Consider the following 15,021-nt stretch of genomic DNA (forward strand, 5'->3'; position numbering starts at 1 on the left):
TTAATTATCATAGACCCTAAAAATACCAGTCGTATTTGTCATGAATGCAAACAAAAAAATCACGAGTTTGACAGCCTTTCTCAGTCAGAATGGCTAGCTGCTCGTGAATGGGACTGTCCTAATTGTCATGCGCATCTTGATAGAGATGTAAACGCAGCCAAAAATATCTTAGCTAAAGGATTAGAAACTCTGGCTTAATAATAAACAGGTATGGAACGTACCTTGGTAAATAGCGATGACCTCTACCAACTTAGTGAAGAACTAGACTGGCAAGTTTGCCGTGTTCCCAGAATCCCCAACTTCAAACCGGTAAAAAACGAAGTTTCAGGTTAAGTTGGGGTAGTTCAACGGTAAATACTCTTGAATCGAACTCTTAGATTTAATATAATTACCATAAATAATGATGAGAAAATTTGGATGGTGATTTTGCATGATGTTTGTAACTGATGAAATGTCCCTTAAGCGTGTTGGCAAATTGAGGCGCAAGATGAGTGAAATGAGCGTTGATGCGTATCTTGTGACCAATCCCTCAAACAGATACTATTTGAGCGGATTTACCGGAGACGACGGAGTTTTGCTTGTGACTGAAAACCATCGCTATTTGATTACCGATTCTCGCTTTGAAGAGCAAATTTCTCATGATCAGCCTTCTTGGGAGGCAATCATTACAAGAAATTACCTGAAAACAGCATGTGATCTTTGCGTCAAAAACCATGTGGCGGCAATGGCTTTTGAAAATACGATTTCATATGCGGAATACGATTTTATCGATGAATCGTGCGAATGCGACATCGTTCCGTTGTCAGGCGTAATCGAAGATATCCGTTCTGTCAAATCTCCTGAAGAAATTGATGCAATCAAACGTGCCTGCAAGATGTCTGGAAAAGGCTATCAATACGTTTTGGAAACAATCAGGCCTCAGATGACCGAATTGGAGGTTTCAAACGAACTTGACTACTATATGAAGAAAAACGGTTCTGAAGAACGTTCTTTTGAAACAATCGTTGCTTCAGGGGAGCGCACGACCTGGCCTCACGGGACGGCAACAACTAAGAAAATCGAAGCAAGTGATTTGGTTACGCTTGATTTTGGGTACTATGCAGATGGTTATACGTCCGACGTGACAAGAACATTTTCAATAGGCAAGCAAAGCGATGAAGCCCAAAAAATTTATCAGATCGTTCTTGAAGCTCAGCAAAAGACGATCGAAGCAGTTAAAGAAGGGGTCAATGGTCAGGAACTTGATCGAATCGGCCGCGGATATATCGAAGATGCCGGTTACGGAAAGTATTTCAATCACGGCATGGGGCACGGCATCGGTCTTGATATCCACGAGCTCCCGAATGTCGGGCGCACATACGAAGAATACATGAAAGCAGGACAAATCATCACGATTGAGCCTGGAATCTATGTTCCTGGAGTCGGAGGCGTCAGAATTGAAGATGATGTTCTGGTCACGAAGAACGGTTACGAAATATTGACTGATTTTTCACGCGACTATACAGAAGTCTGAGATGTTTATTGCCAATTCCCTTGCATAATAGCGTGTTCTTTTGGTATTATAGAGTGTACGTTATATTTGGACGAGTATGCAAAGAATTTCTTCTTGTCCATAAATCAGAGGAGGATCATCAGATGATTTCTGTTAATGAATTTAAAAACGGTTTGACCATCACGGTTGATGGTGAATTATGGCGTGTTGTCGAATTTCAGCATGTTAAGCCAGGGAAGGGTTCAGCATTTGTTCGTTCAAAACTTAAGAACCTTCGTACGGGTGCCGTTCAAGAAAAAACGTTCCGTGCCGGCGAAAAAGTTGAACAAGCACAAATCGATCGTCGCAAGATGCAGTACTTGTATGCAGACGGCAACAACTACGTCTTCATGGATACTGAAACATACGAACAACTTGAGCTTCCCGGCGAAGAATTGACGGAAGAATTGAAATACTTGAAGGAAAACATGGTTGTCAGCGTTATTATGTACGGTGCCGAAACGCTCGGAATTGAACTTCCGAACACGGTTGACCTGACTGTGCAAGCTACCGAACCTGGCATCAAAGGCGATACTGCTTCCGGTGGTTCAAAGCCTGCAACGATGGAAACCGGATTGGTTGTTCAAGTGCCGTTCTTTGTTAACGAAGGCGACGTGTTGACGATCAACACGGTTGATGGTTCATATATTTCACGTGCCAACTAAATTGGTCGACACAACGACACTCAAGGAGGTCTTTTAAATGGCTGAAGATAACAACATTGTCTTGGCAACAAAGGAACAAGGCCTGGGCGAGGTTCGCATTGCTCCTGAAGTAATCGAAGTAATTATCGGAATTGCCGCAAGCCAGGTTGAAGGCGTATGCTCAATGCGCGGTTCTTTGGCTAACAGTCTGACTGAACTCATCGGACGTAAAAATCGCGGTCGCGGCGTTAAATTGGAAAACACGGAAGACGGTTTGCTCGTTGACGTCTATGTCTTTTTAAATTACGGGGTCTCCGTGCCAAAGGTTGCTTGCGAGATTCAAGACAAGGTTCGGCAACAAGTTTTGTTCATGACTGGCCTTGAAATTGCAGGAGTCGACGTTCACGTTTGCGGAATCATCCCTGAAAAGGAAATTCCGGCAATCGATCCTAATAATCCTTTCGGCGAAGAGAATGGTGAAGAAAATTGAGTATGTCTAGACATGATATTCGGCGCTTGGCATTTCAGACGCTGTTTGCAATGAGCAGCAACCCTGATGCCGTTGCGACTGACGTGTATCAAACAGTATTGGGCAAGGATATTGAAGCTCCCGAGTATTTGACTCAACTGGTTGACGGAGTAAATGAACATCTTGCGGAAATCGACGAAGCCATTTCGGCTCATTTGAAAAAGGGATGGCCGATTTCCCGCTTGAATAAAACCGATTTGATTTTAATGCGCATTGCCGTTTATGAGATTAAGTTCGTTGAAGAGGTTCCGAACAAGGTATCTCTCAATGAAGCTTTGGAACTTTCAAAAGAATTCAGCGATGAGACTTCACGTCGTTTCATCAATGGCGTTTTGTCCAATTTGATCTAAACAATACAGCTGTCGTCCGTTTGCGGGTGACGGCTGTTTTTGTTTTCAAAAAAGCCTGAAAATAAGTTCTGTATTTTGGCGTTGCTATGGTAAAATATTTGTAACAGACAGAATATATATTCATTGGGGTGTTTTTGATGACGGAAATAATGAACGGGCGTGACCTTTCGGCAAAGGTCAAAATGAATTTGAAAAAAAGCGTTGAGGGATTAAAAAAGGTTGGGGTAACGCCCACGCTTGCAGTAATTTTGGTTGGTGACGACGAAGCAAGCAAGGTTTACGTCAGAAACAAGCATCGCGCAGCACAAAAAATCGGAATCAACACGATTGATGAAACAATGCCTGCAGATTCCAAACAAGAAGACGTGATCAAGATGATTGAAAAGTACAACAACGATCCTGACGTGCATGGAATTCTGGTACAGATGCCGCTTCCAAAGCATATTGATGAAAAGGAGATTATTGATACGATCGATCCTAAAAAAGACGTTGACGGATCTCATCCTGAAAACATGGGGCGTCTGTTCATGAATGAGCCCCAAGCGCTTCCATGCACGCCAAGGGGAATCATGGAATTGCTTAAAGAATATGATATTGACGTCAGAGGACAAGAGGTTGTGATCGTCGGACGCAGCAATCTTGTCGGAAGACCGCTGGCGGCCTTGATGATCAACTCGAGCGCAACCGTAACCGTGGCGCATAGCGTAACGCATGATTTGCAAAGCGTTACGAAAAAAGCAGATATTTTGGTTGCTGCCGTTGGCAAAGCCAAAATGTTCAACAAGGACTACATCAAGGAAGGAGCGGTCGTTATCGACGTCGGCATCAACCGGACGGCTGAAGGAAAGCTTTGCGGTGATGTTGATGCAAAAGACGTTATGGGCAAGGCTGCGTTTTTGACGCCCGTCCCAGGCGGAGTAGGTCCGATGACGGTTGCGATGCTGATGAAGCAAACGGTTGAATTTGCAGAAAGAAGTGTTGCGAATGTCTGATGAAAAAAAGTATCTGACGGTTACGGCTCTCACGCGTTACATCAAACGAAAATTTACGGCCGACCCGTATATGCGCAGAGTGTATTTGACAGGCGAAATTTCCAATTTTCGACTGCGTCCCAAACATCAATACTTTTCTTTAAAAGATGAAAATGCAGTGATTGACGTCGTAATGTTTGCAAGTGATTTCTCAAAGGTCAAGTTCAGACCTGAAGAAGGGATGAAAGTCATTGTCAGCGGTCGTGTCGACGTTTATGAAGGAAGCGGAAAGTATCAATTTTACGTTGAAACAATGGAGCCTGAAGGAATCGGTGCACTGTACCAGGCACTCAAAGAACTTCAGCAAAAGCTTTCGGCAGAAGGTTTGTTTTCTGCACCGAAAAAGCCGATCAATAGATTTCCTAAGCGTATCGCCGTTATTACCAGCCGTTCCGGAGCCGTGATTCAAGATATCAGGACGACGATTCGCAGAAGATATCCGATCGCCCAAGTAGTGCTGTTTCCGGCAGTCGTGCAAGGTGCGCAAGCTGCTGATACGTTGGTCGCACGTTTGAAGGAAGTCAACGCAAGAGGAGATTTTGACACGATTATCATCGGACGAGGGGGCGGTTCGATTGAAGATTTATGGCCGTTTAACGAAGAAAAAGTCGCACGGGCGATTTTTGACAGCAAGATTCCTGTTATTTCTTCAGTCGGACATGAAACCGATACGACGATTGCTGATCTTGTGGCAGACGTCAGAGCTGCAACACCGACTGCGGCTGCCGAACTTGCAACCTCAGTTTTAAGCGATGATTTGGCAATGATTGATCAGTTGCGCTATCGCTTGGTCAAGAGCATGAGAAATCGAATCGAGTATCTTAAGCAACGGTTTGAAAAATGTAGAAATTCCTACATTTTCATGCAGCCGGAACGCTTGTATGAAGGATATCTTCAAAAACTTGACAGAATGCAAAATGAACTGATCGGTTTGACGCAAAATAAAATCAGTCAGGGAAAAAATCGCTTGACGGTTGCAAACAAAGTTTTGTATGGCCGAATCATGCCTGACAGGATAAGCCTGCTGCAAAGCGAATTGAAACAAGACAGAAGACAGCTTGAAAGCGCAGGAATAAGCCGACTTAAAAATTCAGAGAATCGTTTCATCAAAGCAAAAAATGCGCTTGATATGTTGAGTCCGCTGAGGGTGATGGGCCGCGGCTTTACCTATGTGACTCAAGAAGATCACGTGATCAAAAGCGTCAATGAGCTTAGCGTCGGAGAAGAGATCAAACTGCATTTGCAAGACGGATATGCAAATGCGTCAATTATTGAAACAGAAAAGGAATGAGACAAATGAACAATGAAAAAACATTCGAACAGCAGCTGCAGGAATTAGAACAGATCGTAAACAATCTTGAAAAAGGCAACGTTCCTTTGGAAGAAGCGATGGCTCAGTTTAAAGAAGGAATCGATCTCAGCAATACCTTGCAAAAGACGCTGAACGATGCTGAAGAAACATTGACGAAAGTTATCAATTCGAACGGAGAAGAAGAAATTTACGAACGAGCTGATGACAATGAATAATTCTGAACTGGATAATTTTCAAGCAGAATTTTTGCCCTTGTTAAATGAAAGAATGGACGTTTATCTGCAACAGCTCAATACGCGCAAAACTCTTCATGATTCGATGTCTTATTCGGTTGATGCCGGTGGAAAGCGCATCAGACCGATGATTATCATGCTGGTTTGCGATTCTTTCAAGAAAAAAATCGATCAAGACGTTTTAGACGTTTGCGCATCGCTTGAATTCGTGCATACTTATTCGTTGATACATGATGATCTGCCGGCAATGGACAATGATGAGCTTCGGCGTGGAAAGGCAACGAATCACGTAGTCTTTGGCGAATCGATGGCTATTTTGGCTGGTGACGGATTATTGACGACAGCCTTTGAATGCTTGGGACAAATAAGCATTTCCGCAAAGACAAAGTGCACGCTCATGAGCAGGTTGGCGTTTGCAGCCGGACCTCAAGGCATGGTCAACGGACAGGTCGGGGATATTGAAAATGAAGGCGTCAAGCTCACGTTGCCTCAGCTTAGAAACGTTCATGCGCAAAAAACCGGAGCTTTGCTCAGATATGCATTTGAATCAGGCGGAATACTTGCCGGCGTGTCTGACCGGGCTTTGGGTGAACTTAAAGAACTTGGAAATTGTTTTGGACTGGCATTCCAAATTTATGACGATATCATGGATGTCGTTTCGACTCCGGAAGAAATGGGAAAGGCCACGCATAAGGACCAGTCAGAGCATAAAAATACCTATCCTGGACTGTTGGGTCTTGACGGAGCATACGAGGAACTTGAAAAAGCAAAAGCGAATGCCAAAGCGCATCTGGAAGTGCTGGCAGAAGAATTTGGCGCAAAAACGATGTTGCTTGAAGAGTTATTGAATTATTTTAAAGCAGGTAAGAATTAGATGAAAAAAGAAAGAATTGACGTCTTGTTGGTTCAACAAGGCTTATTTGAAACGCGCGAGCAGGCCAAACGTGCGGTTATGGCCGGGGAGATTCTCGGAGAAAATGAAGAACGTTTGGACAAGCCGGGAATGAAGGTTGATCCTGAAACGAAGCTTCATTTTAAGGGCACTAAAATGCCGTACGTCAGTCGAGGCGGATTGAAGCTTGAAAAAGCGCTTAAAGTCTTTCATCTTTCGATTAAGGACAAGACCGTTTTGGATATCGGTTCTTCAACCGGAGGATTTACCGACGCAGCTTTGCAAAAGGGTGCCAAGATGAGTTATGCGCTTGACGTTGGCACCAATCAGCTTGCGTGGAAATTGAGACAAGATGATCGGGTCGTCGTAATGGAGAATACCAATTTCAGATATTCAAAGAAAGATGATTTTACAAGCGGTCAGCCTGACTTTGCCACGATTGACGTTTCGTTTATTTCTCTGCATTTGATTTTGCCGAATCTGCACTCAATCATCAAAGAGGGCGGGAGCGTCGTTGCTTTGATCAAGCCTCAATTTGAAGCGGGAAGAGAAAAAGTCGGCAAGCACGGAATCGTGCATGATCCTAAAACTCATTTGGAAGTCGTTCAAGACATAATGGCCTTTTCCGCAAGCGTCGGTTACGATGTTTGCGAATTAGATTTTTCGCCGATCACCGGAGGTCAGGGAAACATCGAATTTCTGATACACCTGAAATCCGTTGACGGAGAGGGAAAAATCATGCCCGAAGTTGATGCAGCGGCAGTCGTTAAACAGGCACATGCCGTTCTTGAACATAAGTAGAGAAAGGTGAGATAAATGAGGAAAATAGACAGACAGCGCATCATTCGAAGGATTCTGCAAGAAAATGACATTTATCGTCAGGAAGATTTGGTTGCGATTCTGAAAGCTAAGGGAATCGAAGTAACTCAAGCAACGATTTCGCGCGACGTTAAAGACATGCAGCTTTTGAAGGTGCCAACGCCAAATGGAGAGTATCGTTACAGCGTTCCTCCTTCTGTCAAGACAAGTACTGAAAAGAAACTCAATCGCATTTTGAAAGAGGCATACGTATCGTCAGATTTCTTGCGCGACATGTGCGTGTTTAAGGTTTTGCCCGGAAACGGCCCGGTTATTACCAGTTTGATTACGCAGATGGCATATGATGAGGTATTTGCGGCCATGGGTGATGATGATACGGTGATGCTGTTTGCCAAGTCGGACGAGGATGCACAAAAGATACACCACAAGCTCCTTGACATGATTGGCGAAGAATAGTTTCAGGGGGTCATATTTTGCTTCAAGAGTTGACGATTCGCGATTTTGCAATCATTGAAAAAATGGATCTGGAGTTTCAAAGCCAAATGACGGTTCTGACCGGTGAAACCGGTGCCGGAAAATCAATTATCATTGATGCCTTGGGATTGCTTTCCGGTGGACGAGGTTCGGTCGATTTTATCAGAAAAGGTGCAAACAAAGCCGTGATTCAAGGATTATTTGACGTTCCCGGAGATTCAAAGACAAATGACGTTCTCGATGAATTCGGAATTGACGTTGAAAGCGACGGCCTTATTTTGCAGCGCGACATTTATCGAAGCGGTAAAAATATTTGTCGAATCAACGGGGCGATGGTCAACTTGACCACGCTTCGTCGCGTTGGCGAAACGCTGATTGATATTCATGGCCAAAACGAACATCAGGAATTGATGCATCCTGAAAATCACATCAAGCTGCTCGATGGATTCGACAATTCTCTTGCTCCGCTTTTAAACGAGTATCATGAACGATATGCGGATTTTTTGAAAAAGAAAAAGGCACTTGAAAAAAGAGAGACGAACGAAAAGCAGTGGGCGCAAAGGATGGACATGCTGCAGTTTCAGGTTCAGGAAATCAAGTCGGCCAATCTGGTCTCTGACGAAGAAGAAAAACTTCTTTCGGAAAAAGAAGAGCTTGACAATTACCAAATGATTCATGATGCGCTTGAAACGGGCTATGAAGCCTTTAACGGCGAAGAATTCGATGTTTTGGGCGTGCTTGGAAACGTCATGGAGGAAATGAACAAGGTTGCAGGAATCAGCGACAAACTGAGTTCGATAGCCGATAAAATTTCAGAGGCTTTTTACGGCCTGCAAGATGTCGGCAGAGATGTTTCAAATGAGCTTGATACAATGGAGTGGGATGAAAATCGCTTGGATGAAATCGAAGCAAGACTTGAAACGATTCATCAGTTAAAGCGCAAATACGGAGACTCGATTCCGCAGATTTTGGCATATTTTGAGAAAATTTCTGCCGAACTTGACGAAATGCAGCAAGTTGACAGAGACTCAAGCGAACAAGAAGAAAGCGTCAAAAAGGCACGGTCTGAGGCGCTGTCTTTAGCTGCAAAGCTTAGCGAAAGAAGAAAAGCCGTGGCTAAAGGTCTGGAAAAAGCGATTCATCAGCAGCTTGCTGAACTTTGCATGGATAAAGCCGTTTTTGAAGTCAAGTTTCTTAAGGAAAATGCAGCTGAATTGAATGAAGACGGGATTGATCGGGTTGAATTTTACATTCAAACGAATCCTGGCGAAGAAATGGGCGCACTGGCGAAAATTGCATCCGGTGGTGAATTATCGCGAATCATGCTGGCCTTGAAAACTATTTTTGCACAAAAACAAGGCGTAACAAGCATTATTTTTGACGAGGTCGATACCGGCGTCAGCGGACGCGTTGCTCAGGCAATTGCTGAAAAAATCAGTCTGATTTCTCGTAATTCGCAAGTTCTTTGCATTACGCATCTGCCTCAGGTTGCGGCAATTGCTGATCACCATTACTTTATTGCAAAGCACGTCATCGACGGAAGAACCGAAACGCACGTCAAGTTCTTGAATAATAGCGAAAGGGTCCAAGAGTTGGCAAGAATGCTGTCCGGATCAAAGATTACGGAATTGACTTTGGAGCATGCGCAGGAACTTTTCAAGATGGCCAAAGAGACAAGAAAAAATTAAAACAAAGGTTGTTGTCAAACCTTAGGGCAAGGCAGCGACCTTTGTTCGTAAAAAAAGCGATTGCCTTCTTTTCATGGGGCAATCGCATTTATTATTTGAGTCATCGAATCATATTACGATACAGACCGATTACTTTGCCAACGATGCTGACGCTGTTTAAAATAATCGGTGCCATCGTATCATTTTCCGGTTGCAAGCGGTAATGGTCACGTTCTTTGAAGAATCGTTTGCAAGTTGCTTCGTTATCTTCGGTCATCGCAATAACGATGTCCCCGTTATCAGCATAGTTCTGCTTGCGGACAATAACCTGATCACTGTTTAAAATTCCGGCATTGATCATGCTTTCGCCACGAATTGTCAACATGAACAAGTCATCTGCGCTTTCAAATTCCGGAGGAAGCGGAAAATACTCGGTTGTTTCCTCAACGGCAAGAATTGGCGCACCGGCAGTGACGGTACCGATAACCGGAATTTTCGTTTTCTTGGGAGTCTCACCGATGGCTTCCAGGCCTTCTGGCGTAATTTCCATTGCACGCGGCTTGGTCGGGTCTTTTTTGAGATAGCCGCGTTTGGCTAAACGTGCCAAATGACCGTGAACCGTTGAAGTGGAAGAAAGTTCCACTGCTTTGCAAATTTCGCGAACGGTTGGAGGATAGCCTTTCTCTTGAACCGTGTTGTAGATGTAGCGCAAAACCTTGATTTGGCGTTTTTCTGATGGCTTTTTTGGCATGGGTACACCCCCTTTTATATTTTGTTATCATTATAACATAAATCAATCGATAATCAAACTAAAGTTCGTTCAAAAACTTTTCCGAACGTGTGAGCAAAAAACTTGTTTTTTTCTTAAATTTCAGATATCATTAGCCATGTTGAATTTAAAAATAGGAGGCTCCATTGATGGATAATGGTCAAATTCCGCAAAATCTCATCGATCGAATCAATGAGTTGGCCAACAGGAAAAAGACTGTCGGTCTGACTCCGGAAGAAAAAGAAGAACAAAAAAGCCTTCGCGAGACATACTTGTCTATTTTTCGCGAAGGATTCAGAAATCGAATTGAAATGCTTCAAATTTATGATAAAGACGGTAAGGAAGTCACGCCCGAGAAGGTTAAAAACATCCAAAGGAAACGCGGATTGCGTGATGATTAGCAGACAAGGTAAAGTTTCTTGAGGTTTCACTTTATTTTTTATTTGATATTGTGTAAAATTATTTGTTGAGACTTAGTTTTAATCAGAAGGGGGCGTTAGTATGTCGACACCAGTCTTAGTGCTGATCATCGTATTAGTGGGCTTGGCTTGCTTTGCAGGTGGTTTTTTTGCGGCTCGCAAGTATATGGAAGATTATTTAAAGAAGAATCCTCCTATCAATGAGCAAATGTTAAGGACGATGATGGTCCAAATGGGCCAAAAGCCTTCCGAAAAGAAACTTCACCAAATGATGACAGCAATGAAAGCAAACATGGATAAGAAATGATCATATGTTTAAATCTTGCTGAAATCAAGCCAGGGATGCGATTTCTGCGTGCCTGGCTTTTTTATTTTTTAGAAAAGGGGTGTTTATTTTGGGTATTTTTAAACGTTTGGACTGGTTTTTCAAAGAACAGAAAAAACGTTACGTTATCGGCGTTTTAGCTCTGTTCGTGACGGCAATCATGACAATCGTTCCTCCTAAGGTGATCGGAAGCATCGTTGATGCCATTTCGCAGAGAAACCTGAAACCAAATTTTTTGTGTCTAATGCTTTTGATTTTTCTTTTCAGTTCCGTTATGCGATATCTGATGCGTTATGTTTGGAGAAAATACATATTTGGCACGTCATTTATTTTAGAAAGGCAAATCAGAAGTCGTCTTTTTCAGCATTTTATGAAGATGGATCAGACGTTTTATGCCAACCATCGCGTCGGTGATTTGATGGCGCATGCGACCAATGACGTTGATGCGGTCAGAGAAGTCGCAGGTTCAGGAATTTTGACTTTGGCAGATTCGTTGATGACGGGCTGTTCGACTTTGATTGCGATGTGCATCTTCGTTGACTGGCGCTTGACTATTTTAGCAATCATTCCTTTGCCTTTTTTAGCTTTGGAAGCAACATATCTTGGCAAGAAGATTCATGATGCGTTCAGTGATGCCCAGGCTGCATTTTCAGATCTGAACAATAAGACGCAAGAAAGCATTACAGGCGTCAAGGTTATTAAAACGCTTGGACAGGAAAAGCAGGACATTGAAGATTTTGAACGTCATGTTGACAAGACGATTGCTGCCGACAAAAAATCGATCGTGATTGATTCCTTGTTTGATCCGGCAACGACGATTATTTTGGGGTTTTCATACATTATGACGATTGTTTACGGAGGCAGTTCGGTTTTGAACGGAACGATTTCAATCGGGCAGCTCGTATCGTTTGTTTCTTATCTGTCTGAATTGATTTGGCCGATGTTTGCTATCGGACGTTTGTTCAACATTCTTGAACGCGGCACTGCCAGCTACGATCGAATCATGCTGCTTCTTGGAGAAAAGAATCACTGGGTTCAGCCAAAACTTGAAGAACATTCAGATGTTGAAGGAGAGCTTGCATTTGACATTAAGGAATTTAAGTATCCTGATCAAAAAGATCGCGGCGTCAATTTGCAAAATGTCAAATTTGAGGTAAAACCTGGCAAAGTACTTGGAATCGTTGGCCGAACCGGTGCCGGGAAATCCACGATTTTACGGCTTTTGATGCGTGAATTTGACAGCTATGACGGTAAGATCACGTTTGGCAGTCATGATATTCGCGATTATCAAATGCAGGATTTCCTGACGCAAATCGGTTATGTTCCGCAGACAAGCTTCTTATTTTCAACAAGCATTCGTGAAAACATTCGGTTTGCCAAGCCTTTGGCCGATCAAAAAGAAGTCGAAAAAGCTGCCTATACTGCCGATCTTGATGAAGACATCGTTCAGATGCAGGAAGGCTATGATACTGAAGTCGGGGAAATGGGCGTCTCTCTTTCAGGAGGGCAAAAACAACGCTTGGCCATTGCCAGAGCACTGATGGTTTCGCCCGAACTGTTGATTTTGGACGATTCGCTTTCTGCTGTCGACGCAAAAACGGAAAAGCACATTCTTGAACGAATCAAGAAAAATCGTGCGGATCGCACGACAATCATGGTTGCCAGCCGTTTGAGCTCGGTTATGGGAGCCGATGAAATTATCGTAATCGATCATGGGACGGTCGTTGAACGAGGAACGCATGAGCAGCTTGCCCAAAACGGCGGATGGTACCAAAAAACGTTTGAGATGCAGCGACTTGAGCAAAATATCGGAAAGGGGGATGAGGCATAATGAAACATGAGTCGGTTTGGGCAAGATCATTTACAAGAAAAGAGCAAAAAACGATTATTAAACGCTTGATTCCTTACGCAATGGAATTTAAAGGGCAGTTCATTACGGCAATCGTGTTTGCGCTTGTTTTGAGTCTGATCAATATCGCATTGCCTCGTGCATTGCAATACTACCTTGATCATTACCTGACGAATTCGAACACGACGATGAATATGATTTGGGCATTTGCCGGACTGTATTTTTTAGGAACGATCATTAAGGCGGCAACTCAGTTCATACAACAGTTTGCCTTTGGAATGGGTGCCGAACGAACGCTTGAAAGAATTCGCGTTGAACTTTTTAAAAAGCTTCATACGTTAGGACTCAAATATTTTGATAACGTGCCTGCGGGTTCCATCGTTTCAAGGGTTACGAACGATACGAAAACGCTATTTGATTTTTGGACGCTTTTTTTGACGATTTTTGTCGCAAGTTTTTCGGTTATTTCAGCATTTTTCGCAATGGCAAGCGTGAGCGTTTCGTTAGCTTGTCTGACTCTGATTTTTTTGCCGGTGATTTTTGCGACGACTTATCTTTATGAAAAATTAAGTTCAAAAATTTATCGGCGCCTGCGCGAATATCTCAGTCGAATCAACACGAAACTGAACGAATCTTTGATGGGAATCAGCATTATTCAGCAATTCAGGCAACAAAAACGAATCACGCATGAATTTGAAGATGAAAACGAAGCATATATGCAGATGCGTTTCAAGATGATCAAGATCAACTCATTGCTGCTCTTTCCGATTGTTACGTTATTGTTCAATTTGGCTGAGTTGGTAACTTTGACATATTTTGGCGTTCAAGGATTGGATAATTTCGTCAAGGCAGGTGTTATCTATGCGTTCCTGTCGTATGTGCAAAACTTCTTCAATCCGATGACGAATGTGATGGATTACATGTCCGTTTTTCAGGACGGAATCGTTGCCGGAAGTCGCATTTTGAAAATCATGGACGAAAAAACGTATGCCCCTAAGCAAAATGAAGAGTCTGATGCTGAAATTACTGCCGGGCGAATCGAGTTTAAGGATGTTGTTTTTGGTTACGATGAAGACAATCCGGTTTTGAAAAACATCAATTTTACCGTTGAACCAGGACAGACCGTTGCTTTGGTCGGACATACCGGCAGCGGCAAAAGTTCAATCATCAATGTTTTAATGCGATTTTATGAGTTTTCGAGCGGTCAGATTTTAATCGACGGACATGACATCAGAGATTATTCGACTGCCGAACTGAGGAGCAAGCTGGGACTTGTTTTGCAAGAGCCGTTCTTGTTTTATGGCGACATCAAGACGAATATCAGGATGTATGACAAATCGATTACCGATGAACAAGTCAAAGAAGCAGCTGAATTTGTCAATGCTTCGTCATTTATCGAAAAACTTCCGCAAAAATATGATTCAAAGGTCTTTGAACGCGGAGGAGCTTTTTCAGCCGGACAGAGGCAGCTTCTTTCATTTGCGCGAACGATCGTCAGAAATCCTAAAATTTTGATTCTAGATGAAGCAACGGCAAATATCGACACTCAGACTGAAATGATGATTCAGCACGGGATGAATCAGATGCGAAAGGGCAGAACGACGATTGCGATTGCCCACCGTCTGTCAACGATCAAGGATGCCGATTTGATTCTTGTTCTTGATAAGGGCAATATCGTTGAACGCGGCAATCACGAAAGCCTGCTTGCTTTGAACGGACGCTATGCTGAGCTTTATCGCATGCAAAGTGCGCAAACACAAGGGCAAGGCGCATAAAAATTAATTCGAATTAAAGAAAAATACCTGTTGCATCTTCAGCGATTGCAGCGTAAGCGGTCGTTAAAACAGCGGTGTGTACACAAATAGCCCGAGATAGTATTATTATCTCAGGTTATTGCGTATGCATCGTTTTTATTTTCTTATTTATGAGGTAAGATCGATGTTCCATGGGAGAAGTTGGCGGAACCTTTCAGGATCAAATACCTCAATGTTGGTAATCTCCGTTAATACTTTTCTCAAGTATTTTTCAGGATCCAACTGATTAAGTTTGGCCGTATATATCAGCGACAGCGCAACGGCATTAGCCCTTGCGCCTTCAAAAGTTGACGAAAACAGCCAGTTTTTTCTCCCCATCACGCTCTCTTTGACAGCGCGCTCTGCGCTGTTGTTGGACAATTC

The 15,021-nt window shown here is 43.2% G+C and carries 18 protein-coding genes; 16 read left to right on the forward strand and 2 right to left on the reverse strand.

Going from position 1 to position 15,021, the window contains the following annotated elements; translation table 11 throughout:
- The 12 genes from BMZ95_RS09790 to recN form a co-directional block, all read left to right on the forward strand.
- Positions 1–198: zinc ribbon domain-containing protein (locus BMZ95_RS09790; RefSeq protein WP_143455008.1), on the forward strand; the 198-nt coding region annotated here is incomplete at its 5' end.
- A gap of 232 nt (positions 199–430) precedes the next feature.
- The gene (locus BMZ95_RS09795) at positions 431–1,513 is read left to right on the forward strand and encodes a M24 family metallopeptidase (protein WP_014073323.1); all 1,083 of its coding nucleotides are present in this window, start codon (positions 431–433) and stop codon (positions 1,511–1,513) included.
- A 122-nt stretch (positions 1,514–1,635) separates the two neighbouring features.
- The gene (gene efp, locus BMZ95_RS09800; protein WP_003698490.1) at positions 1,636–2,196 is read left to right on the forward strand and encodes an elongation factor P; all 561 of its coding nucleotides are present in this window, start codon (positions 1,636–1,638) and stop codon (positions 2,194–2,196) included.
- A gap of 37 nt (positions 2,197–2,233) precedes the next feature.
- Entirely contained in the window at positions 2,234–2,665 is a 432-nt protein-coding gene (locus BMZ95_RS09805) for an Asp23/Gls24 family envelope stress response protein (protein ID WP_003694088.1), read from the forward strand.
- Positions 2,662–3,054 carry a transcription antitermination factor NusB gene (gene nusB, locus BMZ95_RS09810; protein ID WP_014073325.1) on the forward strand — a complete coding sequence of 131 codons (393 nt, stop codon included), beginning with the start codon at positions 2,662–2,664 and terminating at the stop codon, positions 3,052–3,054. The genes BMZ95_RS09805 and nusB overlap by 4 nt, the downstream gene beginning before the upstream one ends.
- 137 nt (positions 3,055–3,191) lie before the next feature.
- Positions 3,192–4,046, forward strand: coding sequence for a bifunctional methylenetetrahydrofolate dehydrogenase/methenyltetrahydrofolate cyclohydrolase FolD (folD, locus tag BMZ95_RS09815; RefSeq protein WP_046922106.1), 855 nt, complete (start codon positions 3,192–3,194; stop codon positions 4,044–4,046).
- Positions 4,039–5,376, forward strand: a complete 1,338-nt coding sequence (gene xseA / locus BMZ95_RS09820; protein ID WP_014073327.1) for an exodeoxyribonuclease VII large subunit — start codon at positions 4,039–4,041, stop codon at positions 5,374–5,376. The genes folD and xseA overlap by 8 nt, the downstream gene beginning before the upstream one ends.
- 5 nt (positions 5,377–5,381) lie before the next feature.
- Complete coding sequence (locus BMZ95_RS09825; protein ID WP_003698482.1) at positions 5,382–5,612, forward strand: exodeoxyribonuclease VII small subunit; 231 nt, start codon at positions 5,382–5,384, stop codon at positions 5,610–5,612.
- Positions 5,605–6,504, forward strand: coding sequence for a polyprenyl synthetase family protein (locus BMZ95_RS09830; RefSeq protein WP_046922107.1), 900 nt, complete (start codon positions 5,605–5,607; stop codon positions 6,502–6,504). Before BMZ95_RS09825 ends, BMZ95_RS09830 begins: the two co-directional genes overlap by 8 nt.
- Entirely contained in the window at positions 6,505–7,323 is an 819-nt protein-coding gene (locus BMZ95_RS09835; RefSeq protein ID WP_046922108.1) for a TlyA family RNA methyltransferase, read from the forward strand. It abuts the gene before it with no gap.
- A gap of 15 nt (positions 7,324–7,338) precedes the next feature.
- Positions 7,339–7,797, forward strand: a complete 459-nt coding sequence (locus BMZ95_RS09840) for an arginine repressor (protein ID WP_046922109.1) — start codon at positions 7,339–7,341, stop codon at positions 7,795–7,797.
- Positions 7,798–7,814: 17 nt separating this feature from the next.
- On the forward strand, positions 7,815–9,503 hold the full coding sequence (recN, locus tag BMZ95_RS09845; protein WP_046922110.1) for a DNA repair protein RecN: 1,689 nt from the start codon (positions 7,815–7,817) through the stop codon (positions 9,501–9,503).
- Positions 9,504–9,603: 100 nt separating this feature from the next.
- Here the strand turns inward: recN and lexA are convergent, their stop codons facing one another.
- Positions 9,604–10,233 carry a transcriptional repressor LexA gene (gene lexA, locus BMZ95_RS09850; RefSeq protein ID WP_014073333.1) on the reverse strand — a complete coding sequence of 210 codons (630 nt, stop codon included), beginning with the start codon at positions 10,231–10,233 and terminating at the stop codon, positions 9,604–9,606.
- Positions 10,234–10,400: 167 nt separating this feature from the next.
- Between lexA and BMZ95_RS09855 the strand changes: the two genes are divergently transcribed.
- The 4 genes from BMZ95_RS09855 to BMZ95_RS09870 all read left to right on the forward strand — a co-directional run bounded on the left by BMZ95_RS09855 (position 10,401) and on the right by BMZ95_RS09870 (position 14,619).
- On the forward strand, positions 10,401–10,652 hold the full coding sequence (locus tag BMZ95_RS09855; RefSeq protein ID WP_014073334.1) for a DUF896 domain-containing protein: 252 nt from the start codon (positions 10,401–10,403) through the stop codon (positions 10,650–10,652).
- 100 nt (positions 10,653–10,752) lie between these two features.
- Positions 10,753–10,977, forward strand: coding sequence for a YneF family protein (locus BMZ95_RS09860; RefSeq protein ID WP_014073335.1), 225 nt, complete (start codon positions 10,753–10,755; stop codon positions 10,975–10,977).
- 88 nt (positions 10,978–11,065) lie between these two features.
- A complete protein-coding gene (locus BMZ95_RS09865) occupies positions 11,066–12,826 on the forward strand; it encodes an ABC transporter ATP-binding protein (RefSeq protein ID WP_014073336.1) in 1,761 nt (586 codons plus the stop codon).
- Positions 12,826–14,619: an ABC transporter ATP-binding protein gene (locus BMZ95_RS09870; RefSeq protein WP_046922111.1), complete on the forward strand. Its 1,794-nt coding sequence runs from the start codon at positions 12,826–12,828 to the stop codon at positions 14,617–14,619. The genes BMZ95_RS09865 and BMZ95_RS09870 overlap by 1 nt, the downstream gene beginning before the upstream one ends.
- Positions 14,620–14,766: 147 nt before the next feature.
- Here the strand turns inward: BMZ95_RS09870 and BMZ95_RS09875 are convergent.
- Positions 14,767–15,021, reverse strand: a 255-nt coding sequence (locus BMZ95_RS09875; protein WP_143455009.1) for a transposase domain-containing protein, incomplete at its 5' end; no start/stop codon positions are given.

This window comes from Ligilactobacillus ruminis DSM 20403 = NBRC 102161 (genome assembly GCF_900113455.1).
Taxonomy (GTDB): Bacteria; Bacillota; Bacilli; order Lactobacillales; family Lactobacillaceae; genus Ligilactobacillus; species Ligilactobacillus ruminis.

Excerpts from the sequence above, each read along its gene's own strand:
- folD (WP_046922106.1), top strand. The coding sequence starts at position 3,192 with ATGACGGAAATAATGAACGGGCGTGACCTTTCGGCAAAGGTCAAAATG.
- BMZ95_RS09830 (WP_046922107.1), top strand. The coding sequence starts at position 5,605 with ATGAATAATTCTGAACTGGATAATTTTCAAGCAGAATTTTTGCCCTTG.
- BMZ95_RS09855 (WP_014073334.1), top strand. The coding sequence starts at position 10,401 with ATGGATAATGGTCAAATTCCGCAAAATCTCATCGATCGAATCAATGAG.
- xseA (WP_014073327.1), top strand. The coding sequence starts at position 4,039 with ATGTCTGATGAAAAAAAGTATCTGACGGTTACGGCTCTCACGCGTTAC.
- BMZ95_RS09825 (WP_003698482.1), top strand. The coding sequence starts at position 5,382 with ATGAACAATGAAAAAACATTCGAACAGCAGCTGCAGGAATTAGAACAG.
- BMZ95_RS09835 (WP_046922108.1), top strand. The coding sequence starts at position 6,505 with ATGAAAAAAGAAAGAATTGACGTCTTGTTGGTTCAACAAGGCTTATTT.
- lexA (WP_014073333.1), bottom strand. The coding sequence starts at position 10,233 with ATGCCAAAAAAGCCATCAGAAAAACGCCAAATCAAGGTTTTGCGCTAC.
- BMZ95_RS09840 (WP_046922109.1), top strand. The coding sequence starts at position 7,339 with ATGAGGAAAATAGACAGACAGCGCATCATTCGAAGGATTCTGCAAGAA.
- efp (WP_003698490.1), top strand. The coding sequence starts at position 1,636 with ATGATTTCTGTTAATGAATTTAAAAACGGTTTGACCATCACGGTTGAT.
- BMZ95_RS09795 (WP_014073323.1), top strand. The coding sequence starts at position 431 with ATGATGTTTGTAACTGATGAAATGTCCCTTAAGCGTGTTGGCAAATTG.
- BMZ95_RS09860 (WP_014073335.1), top strand. The coding sequence starts at position 10,753 with ATGTCGACACCAGTCTTAGTGCTGATCATCGTATTAGTGGGCTTGGCT.
- BMZ95_RS09870 (WP_046922111.1), top strand. The coding sequence starts at position 12,826 with ATGAAACATGAGTCGGTTTGGGCAAGATCATTTACAAGAAAAGAGCAA.
- BMZ95_RS09805 (WP_003694088.1), top strand. The coding sequence starts at position 2,234 with ATGGCTGAAGATAACAACATTGTCTTGGCAACAAAGGAACAAGGCCTG.